This window comes from Pandoraea sputorum (assembly GCF_000814845.2).
GTDB lineage: Bacteria > Pseudomonadota > Gammaproteobacteria > Burkholderiales > Burkholderiaceae > Pandoraea > Pandoraea sputorum.
The window spans coordinates 4258322-4278987 of the sequence record NZ_CP010431.2; the positions used below are offsets into that span (position 1 = coordinate 4258322).

At 63.5% G+C, this 20666-nt stretch carries 19 protein-coding genes; 6 read left to right on the top strand and 13 right to left on the bottom strand.

Features of this window, described 5'->3' with window-relative positions; all coding sequences use genetic code 11:
* Positions 1-13: 13 nt before the first annotated feature.
* The 3 genes from NA29_RS18740 to NA29_RS18750 all read right to left on the bottom strand — a co-directional run bounded on the left by NA29_RS18740 (position 14) and on the right by NA29_RS18750 (position 3193).
* Positions 14-1501, bottom strand: a complete 1488-nt coding sequence (locus NA29_RS18740) for a YfcC family protein (protein ID WP_052253052.1) — start codon at positions 1499-1501, stop codon at positions 14-16.
* A 67-nt stretch (positions 1502-1568) separates the two neighbouring features.
* A complete protein-coding gene (locus tag NA29_RS18745; RefSeq protein ID WP_052253053.1) occupies positions 1569-2363 on the bottom strand; it encodes an IclR family transcriptional regulator in 795 nt (264 codons plus the stop codon).
* Positions 2360-3193 (bottom strand): N-formylglutamate amidohydrolase, encoded by an 834-nt coding sequence (locus NA29_RS18750; protein WP_072633327.1) that lies wholly within the window; start codon positions 3191-3193, stop codon positions 2360-2362. Before NA29_RS18750 ends, NA29_RS18745 begins: the two co-directional genes overlap by 4 nt.
* 505 nt (positions 3194-3698) lie before the next feature.
* Here NA29_RS18750 and NA29_RS18760 point away from each other — a divergent pair.
* Entirely contained in the window at positions 3699-4928 is a 1230-nt protein-coding gene (locus NA29_RS18760; protein ID WP_052253054.1) for a porin, read from the top strand.
* Positions 4929-4994: 66 nt separating this feature from the next.
* Here the strand turns inward: NA29_RS18760 and NA29_RS18765 are convergent, their stop codons facing one another.
* Positions 4995-5237 carry a hypothetical protein gene (locus tag NA29_RS18765; RefSeq protein WP_039400430.1) on the bottom strand — a complete coding sequence of 81 codons (243 nt, stop codon included), beginning with the start codon at positions 5235-5237 and terminating at the stop codon, positions 4995-4997.
* A gap of 250 nt (positions 5238-5487) precedes the next feature.
* Between NA29_RS18765 and NA29_RS18770 the strand changes: the two genes are divergently transcribed.
* The 3 genes from NA29_RS18770 (at position 5488) to NA29_RS18780 (ending at position 8739) form a co-directional block, all read left to right on the top strand.
* Complete coding sequence (locus NA29_RS18770) at positions 5488-5925, top strand: MarR family winged helix-turn-helix transcriptional regulator (protein WP_052253055.1); 438 nt, start codon at positions 5488-5490, stop codon at positions 5923-5925.
* 74 nt (positions 5926-5999) lie between these two features.
* Positions 6000-7754 carry a chloride channel protein gene (locus NA29_RS18775; RefSeq protein ID WP_039403990.1) on the top strand — a complete coding sequence of 585 codons (1755 nt, stop codon included), beginning with the start codon at positions 6000-6002 and terminating at the stop codon, positions 7752-7754.
* Between the two features lie 124 nt (positions 7755-7878).
* Positions 7879-8739 carry a DUF72 domain-containing protein gene (locus NA29_RS18780; protein WP_039400433.1) on the top strand — a complete coding sequence of 287 codons (861 nt, stop codon included), beginning with the start codon at positions 7879-7881 and terminating at the stop codon, positions 8737-8739.
* A gap of 87 nt (positions 8740-8826) precedes the next feature.
* Here NA29_RS18780 and NA29_RS18785 read toward each other — a convergent pair whose 3' ends face one another.
* Positions 8827-10206 carry an MFS transporter gene (locus tag NA29_RS18785; RefSeq protein ID WP_039400435.1) on the bottom strand — a complete coding sequence of 460 codons (1380 nt, stop codon included), beginning with the start codon at positions 10204-10206 and terminating at the stop codon, positions 8827-8829.
* 268 nt (positions 10207-10474) lie between these two features.
* Positions 10475-11653, bottom strand: a complete 1179-nt coding sequence (gene pobA / locus NA29_RS18795; RefSeq protein ID WP_039400440.1) for a 4-hydroxybenzoate 3-monooxygenase — start codon at positions 11651-11653, stop codon at positions 10475-10477.
* Positions 11654-11931: 278 nt separating this feature from the next.
* Here pobA and NA29_RS18800 point away from each other — a divergent pair, with 278 nt between their 5' ends.
* Positions 11932-12897, top strand: a complete 966-nt coding sequence (locus NA29_RS18800; RefSeq protein WP_052253310.1) for a helix-turn-helix domain-containing protein — start codon at positions 11932-11934, stop codon at positions 12895-12897.
* Here NA29_RS18800 and pcaD read toward each other — a convergent pair whose 3' ends face one another.
* The 5 genes from pcaD to pcaH all read right to left on the bottom strand — a co-directional run bounded on the left by pcaD (position 12898) and on the right by pcaH (position 16926).
* Entirely contained in the window at positions 12898-13686 is a 789-nt protein-coding gene (gene pcaD, locus NA29_RS18805) for a 3-oxoadipate enol-lactonase (protein ID WP_052253056.1), read from the bottom strand.
* 13 nt (positions 13687-13699) lie between these two features.
* Entirely contained in the window at positions 13700-14134 is a 435-nt protein-coding gene (gene pcaC / locus NA29_RS18810; RefSeq protein ID WP_039400443.1) for a 4-carboxymuconolactone decarboxylase, read from the bottom strand.
* Entirely contained in the window at positions 14131-15507 is a 1377-nt protein-coding gene (locus NA29_RS18815; RefSeq protein WP_039400446.1) for a 3-carboxy-cis,cis-muconate cycloisomerase, read from the bottom strand. The genes pcaC and NA29_RS18815 overlap by 4 nt, the downstream gene beginning before the upstream one ends.
* A 105-nt stretch (positions 15508-15612) precedes the next feature.
* Positions 15613-16212: a protocatechuate 3,4-dioxygenase subunit alpha gene (gene pcaG / locus NA29_RS18820; protein ID WP_039400449.1), complete on the bottom strand. Its 600-nt coding sequence runs from the start codon at positions 16210-16212 to the stop codon at positions 15613-15615.
* A gap of 3 nt (positions 16213-16215) precedes the next feature.
* Positions 16216-16926, bottom strand: coding sequence for a protocatechuate 3,4-dioxygenase subunit beta (pcaH, locus tag NA29_RS18825; RefSeq protein ID WP_039400452.1), 711 nt, complete (start codon positions 16924-16926; stop codon positions 16216-16218).
* Positions 16927-17057: 131 nt separating this feature from the next.
* Between pcaH and pcaQ the strand changes: the two genes are divergently transcribed.
* Entirely contained in the window at positions 17058-18005 is a 948-nt protein-coding gene (gene pcaQ, locus NA29_RS18830; protein WP_039400455.1) for a pca operon transcription factor PcaQ, read from the top strand.
* Between the two features lie 12 nt (positions 18006-18017).
* On the opposite strand, the gene NA29_RS18835 is transcribed toward pcaQ, so the two are convergent.
* The gene (locus NA29_RS18835) at positions 18018-18926 is read right to left on the bottom strand and encodes an amidohydrolase family protein (protein ID WP_039400456.1); all 909 of its coding nucleotides are present in this window, start codon (positions 18924-18926) and stop codon (positions 18018-18020) included.
* A complete protein-coding gene (locus NA29_RS18840; RefSeq protein ID WP_039400459.1) occupies positions 18923-20659 on the bottom strand; it encodes an acyl-CoA dehydrogenase family protein in 1737 nt (578 codons plus the stop codon). The genes NA29_RS18835 and NA29_RS18840 overlap by 4 nt, the downstream gene beginning before the upstream one ends.
* Positions 20660-20666 lie beyond the last annotated feature (7 nt).

Here is a 20666-nt window from a genome sequence, read left to right on the forward strand (position 1 = left end):
CTACGCAAGCCGTTCAGTACCCCGTCAACACCGCAAACGCGAGTGCACCGCCCGAGAGCAACAGCAGCACGATGAACAACGGCAGGATGAACTTGATCCACTGACCGAACCCCACGCGTGCCGTGGCAAGATAGGCGAGCAGCATGCCCGAGGTCGGGGTAATCATGTTCGTCAGTCCGCCACCGAGCAGGAACGCCAGCACCGACGTTTGCGGACTGACGCCCGAAAGCTGCGCAATCGGTCCGATGATCGGCATGCTCACCGCCGCCTTGCCCGACACCGACGGAATAAAGACGTCGAGCGCCATCTGCACGCCCATCAGCCCGTTGGCCACCGCCACTGCCGACTGTCCACGCACCGTGCGCGTGAAGTCATTGATCAGCGTATCGAGCACGTAGCTGCCATGCAGGATGATCTCGACGGACGCCGCGAGCCCGATGAGCAACCCGGCGAGCATCATGCCCTTGAGTCCCTCGACGAACGCGTCCGCTGCCGTGCGTGAATCGAGACGACCGACGACAGCCGTCACAAGACTCGTCAGCACGTAAAATGCCGACAACTCCAGATTGCCCCACTTCAGTTCGCGCGTGCCGTAGACGAGCATCGCAGCCGCCACAGCCAGCACAAGCAACGTCGCCTTGTGACGCCCCGACAACCGCGCATGCAGATGCGCCACCGTCGCCATCTGCGCGCGTGCCTCGCTTAGCCGGTACTCACTGCGATACACGTGCCACAGGAAGTACGCGATGCCCAGTGCCAGAAAAACCACGAACACCGCGATACGCAAACCAATCCCGGAAAACAGTGGCAAGCCGACGAGCGGCTGCGCCACGGCCAGCGCCAGCGGGTTCGTCACCGACGCGATGTAACCGATCTTTGCCGCAATCGCCACGAGCGCGACGGCAAACAGATTCGACAGTCCAAGTCGGCGCGTAAGCACCATCACCATCGGAATGACGACGAGATACTCGGAGATGAACCCGAGCAGCGTGCTGCCCAGCGCGATCAGCACCATCAGCAGCGGCGCGAGCACGTACATGTTGCCGGACGTGAGTTGCAAGAGCCGGTCGATGCCAGCGTCGATGGCCCCCGTCCTGCGCATCACGCCGAACATGCCGCCGACGAACATCACCATGAAGATGAGCGGTGCGTTCTTCACCAGTCCTTGCGGCACCGAAAGAAACGCGGAAACGACGTTCGCCGGTTGCGCCTGTTCGGGCGTGCTGTGTGTGGCTTTGGGCGCGATCAGCATGCCGATGTCGTGCGTCTTCGGCACCACCTCGTAGGTGCCCGGCACCACGAGCTTGCCGTCGCGCTCGAAGCGTCCGGCATCGACCCACCACGTCATCGCCACTGCCATCACGAGCACCCACAGCATCATGACGACGGGGTGCAACATCTTGCCGTGCGGCTTCTCGGTAGGCCCCGCGGGCGGGTCCGGCAATTCGGATTGTGAGGATGCGGAGTGCCCGTCGACGGGCGTCGGCGCGAGTGCTGTCATGTCTGTCCTGCCTGTTGTCTCTTGTTGTATTCGTGAAATGACGTCGCACCGCGCCTGAGGCAGCCGACTACGCCACCTTATTGGCTTGCGCCTGGAACGGGGCCGGTGCGCCAGCGCCGCCCGTGTAACCCAGTTCAGCGGAAATCTGACGGCTGCACGCCTGCAAACGCTCCAGATAGTCCGGGATCTCGATACGGCTGATGCGCGCTTCGGGTCCGGAAATCGAGAGGGCTGCCACAACCTCACCTGACACGTCGCGCACCGGCACCGCAATGGCGACGGCGCCACTCGTGACTTCGCCCGCACTCATCGCATAGCCCTTGCGGGCGACGGCCGAGAGTTCATCCGCGAATGCCATCGCGTCGGCCGCAACCGGCACGTGCTTCATCCGGGCAAAAAACTCGTTGCGAATGGCGTCCTGCGAAAACGCGAGCAGCAATTTGCCCGACGCTCCCGAGCTGAGCGGCCGACGATTACCGACCGAGCCGACCGAGCGCACCTGATGCGTGGTCTCGCAACGTGCGACGCACACCGTTTCCAACCCTTCGGGCACGCGCAGCACGACGGTCTCGTTGATCGCCTGATTGAGCGTCAGCATGTGCTTCTGCGCCGCTCGCACAAGAATGTTCTGCTGCGACGCAGCCACCCCGATCACGAACGCCTGCGGGCCGAGCGCGTAGGTCGTCGTACGCTCGTCCTGCAGCACGAAGCGGTTGTGCTCCAGCGTGCACAGCATGCGATAGGTGCGTGACTTATTAATGCCCAGGCGGTTGGACAACTCGGTCACGCCAAGCCCCGGATGCTCCGCGACGAGCGAGAGCAATTTCAGGGCGCTGTCGACGGAATCGACGATGTAGTTCATGGGATTTCCTTCGGGCTTGACTGCGAGCGGACCCACCGGGCGAGCGCAGCCGTGAACGTTTCCAGATGGCGCCCGAGCGTATCAAATCCTGCGTGCTTCACAAAGCGCGCCTCGTCCATGTACAACGCGCGATTGATTTCGATTTGCAGGCTCGAACGGCGAAGGGCCGGATCGCTCACCGCCGTGAGCAGATCGCCTCCCTGATATGGCGTATTGACCTGCACCCGATAACCCAGTTCGCGCAACTGGTCGGCGACCCACTGCGTGAACACGGGATCGGACGTCGTGCCCAGCCGGTCGCTCACGACCATGTCGGGGCGTGCCGCACCGTCGTCCACATTCATGGCGTTACCGCGCGACTTCATCGAATGACAGTCGACGTGCCACAACGCGCCATGACGCGCATAAGCGTCCTGCGCCGCATCGATCAGCGCCTGACGGTACGGCTGGTAATACGCGTCGATGCGATGACGCACCTCGGCCACCGTCAGCTTCCGGTCGTACATCGGCATGCCCGGCAAGGCGTAGCGGCGCAGCAGCCCCATGCCGCGCGCCGAGTACTTCTCCGGCGCAATCGGGCCGGGCCAGGGCGCGTCGAGCATATCGGCGTCGATGTCGGTCACGGCTCGATTGGCGTCGATGTACATGCGCGGAAAGTTCGCGGCGATCAGCGTGCCGCCGTGGCGCGGTACACATGCCCAAAGCTCGTCGACGAAGGCGTCCCAGCCGGTAAGGAGCGCCTCATGCGGCACCGACGTGTGGAAGTCGTCCGGCATGACGACGCCGCTGTGCGGCGAGTCGAACACGATAGGTAATGACACGCGGGACAAGTCCGCCGCCCCCTAGCCGGACGCATGACGACGCACGCTTTGCTGCGCGACACGCAAATGCCTGCCGACGAATCCGTTGTGCGGTTCGCGACTTCAGCCTTGTTGTTTTCTGGCGTCACCATCAAAAATTTTTTCCGCGTTCGCATGACCGCTGACCGGTCGAAATCGCTGCCATCGAAGCTCACGAATCCTTGTTGTTTTATTTATTAAAACAACGTATTAAAAATTAAACATCAAAAATTTGAGCTGGTCAATTGAGGAATCTGTCATCGACGCAAGAGATGACAAATGCCCCATTGGCAATCACGGCAAAAACCAATGTCACAAAGCATGTTTTAGTGATTGAAATACAAAAATCGGCAATCCCCTCTCCTACCGTCTGTCGAATTTTTTTCTCGACGGTTGACGTGTTCGAAGCATCGACTCGATAATTTTCAAAACATTGTTTTAATTATTAAAACATTTGTAACAAGCCAAATTTCACACAAACACCCGGAGGGGGGATATGAAGCACAAGGCCTGGCCAATCGCTCGCGTGGCCGTTATGGGGATGGGAATGGTACTGACGGGGCTCAGCACGTCGGCGCTCGCGCAATCCAATGTCACGCTTTACGGCCTGATCGACAGCGGAGTGACCTATGTCAGCAAAGTCGCGGGGCCGACCGGGACCGCCACGGGCAGCCGCTTCAGCGTGGACAGCGGCGATCTCCAGCAATCGCGCTGGGGCATGAAGGGGACGGAAGATCTCGGCGGCGGCCTGAAGGCGCTGTTCATTCTCGAGGGCGGCTTTTCAGTAGCCAACGGCACGTCCGGCCAGGGCAATCTGCCGCTCGGACGCACGTCCGTCGTCGGCCTGTCCAGCCCGTACGGGACGGTGCAAATCGGCCGTCGCAAGGATTACATCGACGAGATCGCCACCTGGTATTCGAGCGTCTACAACTTCGGCGTCTTCATCAACGGTGTGCACGACAACAACCTCGACCGTGTTGGCGGCAATCGCGCCAACAACTCCATCCGTTATGACACGCCGGACTTCCGCGGGCTGACCGCTAACGTGACGTACGGCTTCGGCGGCACCGCCGGGTCGATGGCCACGGGGCAATCGCTGGGCTTCGGCGCGAACTACAAGTACGGTGGTTTCGGTGTGGGCTTCGGCTACTGGCAGTCCCGTCTGGGCACAGGCACGGCGAGCACGAACACGTCGAGCGACGTCGGTGCGTCATCCGGCGCAGGCTGCGATCCGGCCTACGGCAACGCAGGCGCGGTATGTATTCGCACGTGGATGGTCGGCACGAGCTACAAGTGGGATAAGGCGCGCGTCTATGCATCGTGGTCGCGCACTTTGCAGCCGCTCGCACGCTTCGGCGGCACCGCCGCCCCGTTCGCCACGACGTTTACGAGCACTGCAAGCAGTGGCGCGTTTGCGGCCGCAGGGTCGAACAACAACGCAACGAATGTCTTCGACGTCGGTGTCAACTACTGGGTGCTGCCGAATCTTGAGCTGATCGGCGCAGTGCTGCACTCGCGCTATTCATTCGTCGGCGCACCGGCGACGGGTCGTCTGCTGCAATTCAACGTAGGCCTGGACTACTTCCTGTCCAAACGCACTGACATCTACACGTACTTCGCCAATTTGCGCGCGACGCACATGTATAACCCGGGCATCACGGGCGGCGCACCGGGACGCGACGCGACCCAAAACGCCATGACCATCGGCATGCGTCATACGTTCTGACGCGGCCCTAACTCAAGGTAGGAAAGCCGCACCCTGCAACGGGGTGCGGCGGTGCTTTGCCGAACGTCAGCGGGGAGGCGACTCCCCGTCGTCCCGGCAATCGCTCCCGGAACAGCGCGACGGCGCACCGCGCGCATGCGCGGCGTGGCCGGACGACGTGCCCTGACGTCCGAAGCCAATCTGCTGAAAGACGCCGCCACCGATCTCGAATCCGGTAGCGTAGTGATAAGCGGCAACGGTCGAACCAAGTGCCACCGACAGCAACAACAACGTACCCGTACGCCAGCGGCGTCGGACCGTGGAAGCCATGTCTCCTCCCTGTCAGAGGTCGGCCCGCTCGGAAGACGTCTGTCGCCGGTTCCCGGTGAACAGCATTCCGGCACTGCTACGTCTTGGCGGGGATCGAGTTTCCAGTCACTACTGAGTCTCGTTTTTTCGCGATTCTGCACGCATCAGCCGCGAATTGTCACCCCGGCTATCCCTAAGACAGAACCTATATATCGCAATGTGATATATTTTTTGCTTTTCGGAAACATCCCATTTCCCTGACGGCCGACTTATGACTGCACCGACTCCGCCGAACGCACCGATCACAGGTGACGCGCTGACCAAGAGCGATTTCGAAGCGCTCTCCGAGTTTCGCTATCGCCTGCGCCGCTTCCTCAATTTCAGCGAGACGGCGGCACGCGAAGGGGGCATCACCCCGCAGCAATATCTGTTGTTGCTGCATGTCAAAGGTATCCCGGGACGCGAATGGGCGTCCATCAGTGAATTGGCGGAGCGCCTGCAAGCGGTGCACCACAGCGTAGTAGCCCTCGTCGCCCGATGCGAAAAGGCTGGCCTCGTAACTCGACGCCAGAACGAAAGCGACCGGCGCGTGGTCGAGGTGCATCTCTCGCCTAGCGGCGAAGCGTGCCTGGCGAATCTCGCCGCGCAGCACCGTAACGAATTGAGCACGTTTGCGGACATCTTCCACATTCGTGGCGTTCATCTGTAATTCCCAGGACTGTCATGGCATCGGCTTCTCAATCGACGCACGCGTCGAACGCCCAGCACTCACCGCTCGCGCCCATGGCCTTACCGGAACACGCCCGCGACTTCGCGCGTGCGCCGGGACTGCCCCGCCTCATCGCACTGGCCGCCGTTATCGGCTTGTGCGGTGTGCCCGCCGCCTGGTTGCTGCTGAATCTGATTCAGGGCTTCACCAACCTCTTTTTCTATCAGACGCTCTCGTTCGCCCCGCACTCCCCTGCGGGCAACACGCTTGGTGCCGTGGTGATCGTGCTACCGGTCATCGGCGGTCTGATCGTGGGCGCAATGGCGCGCTTCGGCAGCGAGAAGATTCGCGGCCACGGCATTCCGGAAGCGATCGAAGCGATTCTCTTTGGTAAGAGCAAGATGTCACCGCGCGTGGCCGTGCTCAAACCGCTGTCGTCGGGCATCGTGATCGGCAGCGGCGGACCGTTCGGCGCGGAAGGTCCGATCATCATGACGGGTGGGGCCATCGGCTCGCTCATCGCGCAGTACTTTCACTTGAGCGCTGCCGAACGCAAGACGCTGCTCGTAGCCGGTGCCACTGCGGGCATGACGGCCGTGTTCGGCACGCCGGTCGCGGCCGTGCTGCTTGCTGTCGAACTGTTGCTGTTCGAATGGCGTCCGCGCAGTCTGCTGCCGGTGATCGTGGCCTGTGCCGTCGCCGGTTTTGCGCGTCCGCTGCTGCTCGAAGCCGGACCGCTCTTCCCCATGACGACGCCCGCCGTCTCTCCGAGTGCGCTGGTGTCGTGCGTGATCGCGGGTGTGTGCGCCGGGCTGCTGTCCGCCGGGATGTCGCGCGCGCTTTACGCCATCGAAGACGCCTTCCACAAGCTCCCCCTGCACTGGATGTGGTGGCCAGCCATCGGTGGTCTCGCCGTGGGCATCGGCGGCTATCTTGAACCGCGCGCGTTGGGTGTTGGGTATGACGTGATCGCCGACCTGCTCGCCGGTCATTTCACACTGCATGCGGCAGCGGCGCTGCTACTCGTCAAGGCGCTGATCTGGGCGATTGCGCTCGGCTCGTGCACCTCCGGCGGCGTGCTCGCCCCGCTGCTCATGATCGGTGCCGGTCTGGGCACGTTGCTCGCACCGATTCTGCCTGGCGGCGACATCACCCTGTGGGCGCTCGTGTGTATGGCCGCCACCCTCGCGGGCGTGCTCGGTACCCCGCTCACGGCCATTGTCTTCGCGTTGGGCCTCACACACGACGTCAATGCCCTGCTGCCGTTGCTGCTGACCTGTGGCGTGTCGTATGGCGTGACCATCTGGATCATGCCGCGCTCGATCATGACGGAGAAGATTGCGCGGCGCGGACGTCACATTCACCGTGAATATGGCGTCGATCCGCTAGAACGTCTTCACGTCGGCGAGTTGATGACGCGTGAGCCGCAAGCACTTGTCGCCGACATGACCATCGACGAAGCGGCGCAACGCGCCTTTGGGGCGACGCAACGTCACCGCGCTTATCCGGTGATCGACGCCTCACGTGCCGTGCTGGGCATGATCGACCGTCAGGCGCTCACGCGGGCACAGGAACAGGGTCTGCAAACGCTGGGCCAGCTATACGGCGTGAATCCGCCACTCGTCGCCCTGCCGTCCGAAACCGGACGCATCGTGTCGGCCCGCTTCGCGGCGCACCATCTGGAGCGTCTGCCGGTGGTGAGCGACGCCACCTCGCGCGAGCTGATCGGCATCATCAGCCGTAGCGACCTCGTCAAACCGGCCGAACACTGGCGCTCGGAAGAGGAAGTGCGCGAGCGCATGCTGCACCTCGGACGCAAACGTGGGTAAGCATCGCTGAGCGTCGCTGAGCGTCACCGGGCGCACGTCGACACCATTGACGCGCGCCCGGCCGTTGATTCACCATCGGGGCTTCCTCCCACCGAATGCGCACCGGCGCGTGCGCCTCTACCCGATGGCGACGACCCGCTCCACCAAAGCTTCGTCCTACGCAACAACGCCGTCCAAAGTCCCCGACACGCGCATTCGCATCGGCGTCGGTGGCTGGAACTTCGCGCCGTGGCAAGACACGTTCTATCCCGAGAAGTGGCCCAAGCGACGCGAACTCGAATACGCGAGCCGTCACCTCACGTCCATCGAAATCAACAGCACCTTCTACGGCTCGCAAAAGCCCGCAACATTTCGCCACTGGTTCGACGAAACGCCGGACGATTTCGTGTTCTCGGTCAAGGCGTCGCGCTATGCCACGCACCGGCGCGTGCTGGGCGAAGCTGGCGAATCCGTGGCGCGTTTCTTCGACAGCGGTGTGCTGGAACTCGGCAGGAAGCTCGGTCCGGTGAACTGGCAGTTCGCGCCGACGAAACAGTTCGACGCCGAAGACTTCGAGCATTTCCTGAGCCTGTTGCCCACGTCCGCGAACGGGCACACGATTCGCCATGCCCTTGAGGTCCGCCACGAGACCTTCGACGTGCCCGAGTTCGTCGCGCTCGCACGCAAGTACAAGATGGCCATCGTGCTCGCCGGCGATGCCAAATTCCCGTGCATCGCCGACGTCACCGCACCCTTCGTCTATGCACGCCTGATGGGCACCGAGGAACGCTACAAACTCGGCTACGCCCCCAAAGCCATGGCGCAATGGATCGAGCGCGCGACCACGTTCGCGAACGGCGGCGTTCCCGACGATCTCGACACGGTAGCCAAAGCCCCGCCGAAGGCTAAACATCGCGAAGTCTTTCTGTATGTCATCAGCGGCTTCAAGGAACGCAACCCGGCTGCTGCAATGGCGATGATCGAGGCACTATCCAAGCAAAAATAAGCGGCCTATAAAAAACGCGGCGCACAAGGCGCCGCGTCGCTACAGCCACTGCTACGGTCAATCGATGAACCGCATACGCTTCGCACGTCAGTGCATCGCGGCCGAGTTGCGTGCCTCGCTGGCGTTCTGTACCGGTCGGTTGCCGCTCGAACGTTCCCATGCGTTCTTGGCGAGCAACGCGACGGTCGCAATCACAGCCGGAATCGCCAGCAACGAGAACGTAGCCGAAAAGCCCAGGTGACGACGCACCAACTCTGCACCGAGCAAGGCCCCGGCAATGCCTCCGAAGCGGCCGATGCCGAGCATCCAGGCGACCCCAGTCGCACGACCGTTCGTCGGGTAAAACATCGCCGCCAGCGACGGCATGGACGATTGCGCACCGTTCATTGCCGTGCCCGCGAGGAAGATCAGCGTCACCAGCATGCCGATGTTGCCGATTGCCTGTCCGACGGCGTAGACCAGCACAGCGGTCAGCGCATAGCCCGCAGCCACGACCTTCTGCGCGTTGAACTTGTCCATCAGCCAACCCGACAGGATCGTGCCGATGCCCCCGCCGAGCGGGAACAATGCCGTGATCAGCGCAGCGCGCTCGATGGTGAAGCCCGCATCCTTGAACAGAATCGGCATCCAGCTCGTGAGCAGATAGAAGATCACCAGCCCCATGAAGTAGGTGACCCACAGCATCAGCGATCCGAAACCGTATTGCTTCGACAGCACCACGCCCATCGCCGACCCGGCGCGCTTCGGTGCGGCTTCCACCACGGTGAATGCGCCAACGTCATCGAGCGATTCGCCGGAAATGCGCGACAAGATGCGGCGCACACGCTCCACCGGCTTCTGCTTCACCACAAGGAACTTCACCGACTCCGGCAGGCAAACGATCAGCAGCACCGACAGCACTAGCGGCAGTACGCCACCGAGCACCAGCACGCTATGCCATCCGAAGTGCGGAATCAGCCAGGAAGCGACGAATCCGCCAAGCGATGCGCCCAGTGGGAAGCCGCAGAACATAGTGTTGACGATCACCGCACGGCGCGCCTGCGGCGCGTACTCGGAAATCAGCGTCACGGCGTTGGGCATGGCCGCGCCCAGACCGAGACCCGTGAGAAAGCGCAGCACGGTCAACGTCTGGAGATCCTGCGCGAACGCCGTCGCGAGACTGGCGACCCCGAAGAACACCACCGACAGCACGAGCATCGTCTTGCGACCGACCTTGTCGGCGAGCGGCCCGGCGAAGATCGCGCCACCCGCCAGACCGAAGAGCGCCGCCGAGAGCACCGGACCGAGCGAACCCTTGTCGATGTGCCACTGCTGCACCAGCGACGGCGCGATGTAACCGATGGCCGCCGTGTCGAATCCGTCGATGGCCACGATGAAGAAACACAGAATCAGCACCAGCCACTGATAGCCGGAAAATCGCTGTGCATTGATGTAGGCGGGCACGTCCACCGTGCGCGGTTGATTCATGACGCTGTCTCCTCGGGGCGATGCCGCCCCGTTGTTCATTCCATTATTTTTTTTTGAAATCGTCACCGGCGGTGCGCCCCCGGATGTCGAGGGGGTGAGCATAACAATGCTAGGGGTGTCCGGCCCAGTGGCTGCCCGCCGTCTTCATGCGGCATTGCAGCGAAGCAGATTTCTGCCGCTAATGTACGTCCTTACCTTGCCTACCGAAATGATCTTTCGTCAAGCCATCCATAACCGGCAGTTATGGATGACCTGACACCCGTAACGCTCAGGCCAGCGGCAACCCGACGTAATTCTCCGCCAGCATGAGCGACGCGGCGCGCGAGCTGACCACGTACTCCAGCTCCGAGCGCTGCATCTGCTGTTCGAACGGCGTGGCATCGTCGATCCGGTGCAGCATGCGCGTCATCCAGTACGAGAAATGCTCCGCGCGCCAGATGCGCTTGAGCGCCGCCTCGGAATAGCCTTGCAGTGCGGTTTCACTGTCGCGATGAAAGAAGTCGTCGAGCGCACGCGCCAGACGCCACACGTCCGCCACCGCCAGATTCATCCCCTTCGCGCCGGTCGGCGGCACGATGTGGGCCGCGTCGCCCGCCAGGAACAAACGCCCGTACTGCATCGGCGTCGCCACGAAGCTGCGCATTGCAACCACGTTCTTCTGGAAGATTGGCCCTTCCTTGAGACGCCAGCCATCGTCGCTCTCGGTACGCGCATGCAGTTCTTCCCAGATGCGCGCGTCGCTCCACTCCTGCGCGCGTTCGTTCGGATCGCATTGGAAGTACATGCGCTGCACCGTGGGCGAGCGCGTGCTGATCAGCGCGAAGCCACGGTCGTGCGCGGCATAGATCAGTTCGTCCGATGACGGCGGGGCCTCCACCAGTACGCCAAACCAGCCGAACGGATACACGCGCTGGTACTCCTTGCGCACCGACGCAGGCATGGCCGGGCGGCAGACGCCGTGAAAGCCGTCGCAGCCTGCGATGAAGTCGCACGTGAGTCGACGCGACTGACCATCCACCGTGAACTGCACGCTCGGTTGTGTGCTATCGATGTCGTGCACCGAGACGTCGGACACGTCGAACAGAATCTCGCCCTGCGCCGCTTCTCGTGCCGCAATCAGATCCTTGATGACCTCGTGCTGCGCATAGACGGTGATCGCACGGCCAGTCAGCTCCGTGAGTGCAATGCGGTGACGCTGCCCGCCGAACGCCAGCTCGACACCGTGGTGCACCGCGCCTTCGCGACGCATGCGCTCACCCACGCCGGTCTCGTTCAGGATATCCATCGTGCCCTGCTCCAGCACTCCGGCACGAATGGTCGATTCGACGGCTTCACGCGAGCGCGATTCGAGCACGATGGACTCAATGCCTTGCAAATGCAGCAGATGGGACAGCAGTAGACCGGCAGGGCCGGCACCGACGATGACGACAGGGTAATGGGTGCGCATAAGTTGTCTCCTTTCATTGCACCGCCCGCGTCCGGCGCACCTGCGCCGGACATCTCGTGACAGGAAAACTGCCTGTCGGCGGATTGCATTTCTTGGATGCTTCACGCCAACCGCCCCAACTTAGGACTGCGCGTAAACGAGCATGTCCGAAGTCATTTTGATGCCTTGTCACGAGGGGCGAATGCGTCATATCTTATGGAGCGCGCACGTCGCGTTGAATGGATGAATCGACGACTTTCTTGTACTTTTTTGACAACTTCGACCAAGGGAAAACCAGTATGTCAGGCGCGTCATCCCGGCTGCGCGCGGCGCGCGAGACGATTCCGGAATTCTCCTTGTATGGCGAGTTGACGGAAACCGACAGCGGCGACTTCGTCCATATCGAATGGATCGAGACACGTAGCCGCCTTTACGACTGGCATATCGATACGCATCGCCATCTGGGGTTGTTTCAGGTGCTCGCGATTTTCGAGGGCACGGTGGAAGCGAACGTCGACGACGCGACGTGGGAAGTCGAAGGCCCGGCCGTCATCACGGTGCACCCGTCGGCCGTGCACAACTTCCGTTTCTCACGCGGGGCACACGGCTTCGTGCTCACGATGGCGCAGAGCGTGCCGTTCGATGCCGCCCTCGGGGCGGATGCCGATATGGCGTCGCTGCTGCGAAAACCGTGGCTATTCCCGCTGGCCGATGTGCCGCAGACACGCGACCGTCTCTACACGCTGCTGGGCCTCATCATGGACGAGTTCTCGCGCCCGCAACTCGGGCACGCGGAGATGGTCGGATGGCTCACGCGCAGCGTTCTGTTGTTGCTCGCCCGTCTGCATGCGCATCACGATTCGGCCACGCGCACGGGGCGTACCGAACTGGATCTGTTCGCGCGCTTTCGGGCGCTGGTGGAGGCGCACTACACCGAGGCGTGGGCCGTCCCGGCATACGCGGAGCGACTGCATGTGACGGAGAGCAAGCTCAACCGTCTTTGTCGTCGCATCTCAGGAAAATCGGCTTTCGATCTGGTGCAGGACCGGCTGATGCTGGAGGCACGGCGCAAGCTGATCTACATTCCCGCACCGGTCTCCCATGTCGCCTACGAACTGGGGTTTCAGGATCCTGCCTACTTCTGCCGCGTGTTCAAGCGGCACGTCGGCGTCACGCCGTCGGCCTTCCGACGAACGGCGCAACACGCGCATCTGGGCGACGAATCCGATCTTGCATCGGATCTCGTCGCTGCCATCACCGAATAATCACGCGCGCAGGAAGCTCAGCAACGCCTCGGTGACCGCCGGTGCACACTCGATGTTCGAGAGGTGTGCGCCTGGCACGATGACCTGCTTCGCCCCCGGAATGCGCTCGACCATCGCCGTGGACATCGCAGGCGGCGTCGCCAGATCGCCCGAGCCGGTAATGACCAGCGTCGGCGCAGTGATCGCGGCGATCTCGTCCAACTGATTCATGTCGCGCACCGCCGCGCAAGCGGCTGCATACCCGGCGGGGGTGAGCGAGCGGAACATCGCCTTCATACGCTCGACGGTCGCGGCCTCGCGCTCGGCGAACTCGGGCGTGAACCAGCGCGAGACCACGGCGTCCGTCACGGCGCTCATGCCGTCGGCCTGCACAGCGCGAATGCGGCCGTTCCAAACGTCCTGCGCACCGATGTGCGCCGACGAGCAGACGATGGCGAGACGATTCAGGCGCTGCGGCGCGTGAATGCCCAGCCACATGCCCGTCATGCCGCCCATCGACACACCCGCGAGGCTCGCACGCCCGATGTCCAGCGCGTCGAGCAACGCGACGACATCGCGCCCCAACTGGTCGATGACGTACGGTCCCGGCGTGACGGACGAGCCACCATGCCCGCGCGTGTCATAACGAATCACACGGAACTCGCGCGCGAGCGCGGGCACTTGCGGCGCCCACATGTCGAGCGTCGTGCCCAGCGAGTTAGACAGCACCAGCGCAGGTGCGTGGTCGTCGCCATCGATGGCGATGCGCAACTGGGCGTCGCCCACGTCGATCAGACGTTCTACCGTCATTTGCTTCGTCTCCTCAGGCGGTCTTCTCGTCATCCACATTGCGCACGCGCGTGGTCGATCCCGGCTCGGCGGCTTCCATCTCTGCGAAGACCTTCTCGGCATCGTGAATCGCCTGATTGGCGGCGGGCAGCCCGGCGTACAGCGCAGCGTGCATGAACAGTTCCTTCATCTCCTCGCGCGTCACGCCATTATTGAACGCCGCGCGCACGTGCATGCGGAATTCGTCGCCGCGATTGAGCGCGATGAGCAGCGACAGCGTGATCATGCTGCGCATGTGGCGCGTCAGTCCCGGGCGCGTCCAGATATCGCCCCAGGCGAAGCGCGTGATGAAGTTCTGAAAGTCGTCGTTGAAGTCGTTACGGCGCGTGAGCGTGCGGTCGACGTGCGCGTCCCCGAGCACACCGCGTCGCACTTGCATGCCGTTGTCGTAGCGTTCCTGATCGTTCATTTGGATGTCCTGCCGTGTTGGGTTGACGGCACCGCCGCGTCCGCGAGCGCAAGCACCTGACTCACGAACGTATCGGCAGCGCCAAGATAGTGCTGTGGGTCCGTCAGGCGTTCGAGCGCCTCGACGGACAGCACGCGGGTGATCTCGGTGTCTTCGCGCAGGACGTCGAGCAGGTGACGGTGCTGCGCGAGCGCGTCGCGGCAGCGTGCTTCCACGCGACGATGTGCTTCGAGCCGTCCCATCGATTCGCCCAGCGCCATCGTCACGGCCTCGGCCATGATGAGCCCGTGCGTGACGTCGAGATTGGCGCGCATGCGTGCGGTGTCGACCGTCCAGTCGCTCACGAGGGCGCGCGCCGTCGCCAGCGCGCCACCGCAAAGCATGAGCAGCTCGGGCAGCGTTTCCCACTCGGCGTGCCAGGTGCCCAGCCCGCGCTCGTGGTCCTGCTGCATGGCCGAGAACAACGTCGCGACAAGTTGCGGCGTGCGCGCGGCCGCTGCAAGGATAGCCGCACAGCCGACCGGGTTGCGCTTGTGCGGCATGGTGGATGAGCCGCCCCGCCCCGCGCCGGAGGCTTCGGCGATCTCGCCGACTTCCGTTTGCGTCAGCAGCGCCGTGTCGCGCGCAAACTTGCCTAGCGAGCCGGTCAGCGTCGCCGCCCAGCTTCCCACTCTCACGATGCGATCGCGCTGGCCATGCCAAGGCGTCGCGCCTTCGGACAGACCGAGATGACGTGAGAGCGCCGCCGCGACCGCCGGGCCTTGCGTGCCAAGCGACGCCAGCGTGCCCGCTGCGCCGCCGAACTGCACGCAAAGCACCTGTTCGCGCACGCTGGCGAGGTCGTCACGCGCGCGCAACAAAACGTCGAGCGTACCGGCAAGTTTCAGTCCGAAGGTGATCGGCAACGCGTGCTGAAGCCACGTACGGCCGATCATGACCGTCGCGCGATGTTGCCTGACCTGCTCGGCGAGCGTAGCGACTAGCGCATCGAGATCCGCACCGAGGTCGTCGAGCGCACCGCGCACTTGCAGGATGAGACCGGTATCGATGGCGTCCTGACTGGTCGCGCCCCAATGGACAAAGCGGGCGGCATCGGCGTCGTGCGTCTTCACGCGCGCCGTCAGTTGCTTGACCAGCGGAATGGCGAGGTTACCCGCGCAGGCGGCGGCGTCGCGCAACGCCATCCAGTCGAGATCGCCCGCACGGGCGGCCGCAGTGATCGGCGCGACGGCGGCGGCCGGGATCAGGCCGACTTCGGCTTCGGCGACAGCGAGCGCCACTTCGAAGTCGAGCATGCCCTGCAGCGTGGCGTCGCGGGAGAATCGCGCCGACACGGCAGCGCCGCGCAGTAGAGAGTCAAGCAGTTCCGTCATCAGAGAATTCGATGCGTTGCAACAATGCGGATACGGCCACGGGCTGCCGGCATTCGCATGCCGGCAGCCCGAAGCCGCGCCAGATTCAGCGTGACATGACAGACGTCAGAGGTCGAGGAACACCGTCTCCTCGTCGCCCTGCATGCGAATGTCGAACCGGTACGACACACGCCCGCCGTTCACCTCACGACGCGCAATCAGCGTGTGACGGCGCTCGGCCGGCACTTGTTGCAGCACGGGGTCAGCCGCATTGGCCGCTGCCTCATCGTCGAAATAGATACGCGTAAACAGGTGATTGAGCAAGCCCCGCATCGTGAGAATCACGTCGATGCGCGGTGCGTCGCCCCGCGCGGCCGCGCCAGGCTTGACCGTCTCGATGATGAAGCGGTTCTCGGCGTCTGTGCCCGTGCCGCAACGGGCCGCGCCTGCGAAGCCAGTGCGTTCGATGTCTTCGGCGGTTTCGACGTAGCGGCCATGGGCGTCCGCCTGCACGATTTCGATGAGGGCGTCGTTGACCGGATTGCCCGCACCGTCGAGCACCTGCCCGATCAGACGGATGTGCTCACCTTCTGCGCGCTCGGTCGCGACCACGGGCGTAAAGGCGCTCTTGAAGTCGTACAGGTACTGTTCCGGCGACAGGCCATAAGCGAAGTACGGGCCGACGGTCTGCGACGGCGTTTGCTTGAATTCGGGAGTAGTGGACATGGCTCAGGACTCCATCGGCGTTTGGTCGGCACCGCGCAGGACGATGTCGAATTCGTAACCCAGTGCGTACTCCGGCTCGGTGATGTCCAGCGAGAAGCGCGCGATCAGGCGGTCGCGGGCATGCGCCGGCGTCGCCTCGAAGATCGGGTCGTAGGCGAGCAGCGGATCGCCCGGAAAGTACATCTGCGTGACCAGACGGGTCGCAAAGTAATGGCCGAACACCGAGAAGTGCAGATGCTGGGGACGCCACGCGTTGTGGTGGTTCTTCCACGGATACGCGCCCGGCTTGATCGTCAGGAATTTGTAGCGGCCTTCGGCGTCGGTCATGGCGCGCCCGGCACCGAGGAAGTTCGGGTCGAGCGGCGCGTCGTGCTGGTCGACCTTGTGGACGTAGCGCCCACACGCGTTTGCCTGCCACAACTCCACGAGCGTGTTCGGCACCGGACGCCCGCCTTCGTCGAGCACGCGGCCCGTGACGATCATGCGCTCGCCCAACGGCTCGCCGTTTCGCACCGCGTTACGTGTGAGGTCGTTGTCGAGCGCACCGATGATGCCGTTGCCATAGACCGGCGAGCGCAGGTCGGCCAGGTTCTGCTTGACCGGTACGAGCAATTGTTTGGGGCCGCGCAGCGCCGTGGACTTGTACCCGCTGTCGATGAGCTTGGGATGCGAATCCCAGTCGCGGGGGCGCAGGACGGTTGTCGTCTTCGACATGGTCTCACTCCATTTTATGTTGACTGATCTGGCAGGCACATTGGCCGGTCGCCAGCTTGTTTTCGACACTATATCCATAATCAACGGATATATTTATTGACATTTTCTTAGGCTTTTCATAACTTTCCGGCATGGAAAGACACCTACTCGACGGACGCATCAAGCTGCGTCATCTGCAATGCCTGCTGGCCGTCGCCCAGCACGGCAGCTTGCAGCGCGCAGCGGAAGCGCTGTCCATTACCCAGCCCGCCGTCAGCAAGACCATTGCCGAGCTCGAAGGGCTGCTGGGTGTGCGCCTGTTCGACCGGGGGCGCAACGGGGCCCGACCCACGGCACAGGCGGAGCTGTTCTTGCGCCATGCGGGCGCGAGCGTCAGTGCGCTGCGTCAGGGCATCGACGTGTTGTCGCGTGCCGTCGGCCAGACCGGCGGCGTGATCGAGATCGCCGTGCTGCCCACGCTCGCGGCCGCGATGATGCCTGGCGTGCTCGAAGCGTTCCGGCGCGAATGGCCGGGCATCGTCGTGCAGGTGCATACCGGCGCCAACCAGCAACTCCTCACGCAACTGAAGTCCGGTCAGGTCACGTTGGCGCTGGGGCGGATGTCCGACCCCGAAGGCATGGCAGGACTCACGTTCGAACATCTGTGCGCCACGCCGCTTTGCGTCGTCGTGCGTCCCGAGCATCCACTGGCGCAGCAGCGCAGCGTGTCGATGGCGGACATCGCCCACCACCACGTGATCCTGCCGCCGCACGGCACGATCCTGCGTCACACGGCGGACAGCTTTCTGCGTGCGCATGGCGTCGGCACGCTCGACGACTATTCCGAACTGCTCTCGATGTCGCTCGCCCGCGCGATGACTTTGCGTGACGACGTCGTCTGGATCGCCTCGGAGATCACCGTGCAGGACGACCTCGCCGACGGCGCACTGTGCGCGCTGCCCTTCGCGACGAAAGGCACCGAGGAGTCCATCGGCATTCTGTGGCGCAACGACACGGTGCCGACGCCGCCCGAGCAGACGCTCATCAGCGCCATGCGCGAAGCCGCGCGCGTGCGTTACGGGATGCCGGGGTTGCGCTGACGACATCCCGGCTCACGCTACGACGGTGGCCATTGCATCCGACGCGGCCGCCAGCCCGAGCATACGCACGGCGTTGTCCTTGAGCAGCAACGGTTTGACCTCGTCGCGAAAGCCCGCGGTCTCGAAGTCCTTCAGCCAGCGGTCCGGCGCAATGAGCGGGAAATCCGAGCCGAACAACATCTTCTCGCGCAGCAGCGAATTCGCGTACTGAATCAGTTCGGGCGAGAAGTACTTGGGCGACCATCCCGACAGATCGATGTAGACGTTCGGCTTGTGCAGCGCGATGGAGAGCGCCTGCGATTGCCACGGCCACGACGGATGCGCGATCACGATGTTCATATCCGGGAAGTCGGTCGCCACGTCGTCGAGGTGAATCGGCTCCGAGTACTTGAGCCGCAAGCCGCCGCCGCCCGGCATGCCCGAGCCGATCCCCGAATGCCCGCTGTGGAACACCGCCGTGAGTTTGTGCTCGGCGATGAGTTCGTACATCGGGTACGCCATGCGGTCGTTGGCGAAGAAGCCCTGCATCGTCGGATGGAACTTGAACCCGCGCACACCGAATTCCTCCACTAGCCGACGCGCCTCACGCACGCCCATCTGGCCCTTATGCGGATCGATGCTCGCGAACGCGATCATGATGTCGGCGTTCTCCTGTGCAAAGCCCGCGATCTCCTCGTTCGGAATACGGCGTCGGCCGATGTTCGCCTCGCAGTCGACGGTGAACATCACAAAGCCGATATTGCGCTCGCGGTAATGCGCGATGGTCTCTGGAATCGTGGGGCGGCGATTCTGCTTGAGCACCGTGCCGAAATACTTGTCGGCGGCGTCGTCGAACGCCTTGCCGAACAGGTCCGGCGGCTGACAGCAGGACACCTCCGCGTGCACGTGTGTGTCGATGGCGACGAGATTGTCGAGGTTCATTCGGCGGTCTCCGGATCGTGAATCTGCGACGCAACGATCGCCATGGCGCGGTGCGTCTGCGGCAGTTCGAACTTCAGCCAATAGCGTGCGGCACGGCGTTTGGTGTCGGAAGGAGTGCCCGACGCGGCCTCCGCCAGCGATGCCTGCGCCCAAAGCCCCGCCATCGACAAGCCGTGAACCGCCTGCATGACTTCCCCGGCGACGCACAGCGCGGCACGAGGCGTCGCGCGCGCCACTGCGATGAGCAAGGGCATCAGGTCGGTCCACGTATTGAAGCCGTGAAGTGCATCGTCGAAGCCGCTCATTCGTTCCAGCGCCCTCGCCTCTCGTACCATCGCCTGCCCCCACGCCAGCCAACGCGACAGCGTCACGCCGTCGTCTTTGACGATCTTGCGCATCAACAAGTCGATGGCCTGGATTTCGTTGGTGCCCTCGTAGATCATCGGAATGCGCGCATCGCGCACGAACTGCGAGATGCCTGTCTCTTCGACGTAGCCATAACCGCCGAAGACTTGCAACGCGTCGCTACTGCCAGCGAATGCCTGCGCCGTCGCGGTGGCTTTGACGACGGGCGTGAGCAGCGCCACCAGTGCATCGGCATCGGCGCGCATAGCCAGTGTGGGCGCGTGATGGGCTTCGTCGATGGCGAGTGCGGCGCGATACAACAACAAGCGCGCGCCCTCCACACCGACACGCTGACCTTCGAGCAGACGCCAGACGGCTGGATGTGCGGCAATCGGCGTTCCCGCGTCCGCGCCCGGCACGCGCGACTGGACACGCTCGTGCGCATGACGCACCGACATCTCGTAAGCGCCTTGCGCCAGCCCCACCGCCGACGCACCGACATGCAAACGTGCCGAGTTCATCATCGCGAACATCGCTTCCAGACCACGGTGCGCTTCGCCGACGAGATACCCCGTCGCACCTTCGAACGCCATCGAACAGGTCGCGCTGCCGCGAATCCCCATCTTGTGTTCGATGCCGGTGCAGCGCACCTCGTTGCGCTCGGCGTTCGCGAGAATCTTCGGTACCAGAAAGAGCGACAAACCGGCGCTGCCTGCGGGCGCATCAGGTGTGCGCGCCAGCACCAGATGCACGATGTTCTGCGTCAGATCTTGCTCACCGCCGGAGATGAAGATCTTCTCTCCCGTGACACGCACGGTCTCCTGTCGCTCGTCAGTCCAGACCGCGCGCGTACGAATCTGCCCCAGATCGCTACCCGCGCCCGGCTCCGTCAGACACATCGTCGCCAGCCACTCGCCGCTGACCAGCGGCGCGAGCCAGGCGTCGCGCAACGCCGCGCTGCCGAAGCGATGCACGCACTCGTACGCCCCGTGCAGAATGCCGGGATACATCGTCCAGGCGAGATTCGCGCCCGCCGTCAGTTCTTGCACGGCAATCTGCGCGACAAGCGGTAGTCCTTGCCCGCCCAGAGACGGATCGCATGGCAACGATGGCCATCCTGCGTCGCGATACTGACGATAAGCGTCGGCGAACCCGACAGGCGTGCTCACCTCGCCGTCGCGCCACGTGCAACCCTCGCGGTCGCCGACAGCGTTCAGTGGGGCAAGCACCTCTCGCGAGAAGCGAGCCGCCTCGTCGACGATCTGCACGAGCGTGGCGGTATCGAATTCCTGGAACGGTGCGAGGCGCATCAGCGCTTCGCCCACCCCGAGCGTCTCCAGCACGAACGCGATGTCCTCGGCCGCGCTGCGCAATTGCGGTGGATGCATGACAGCG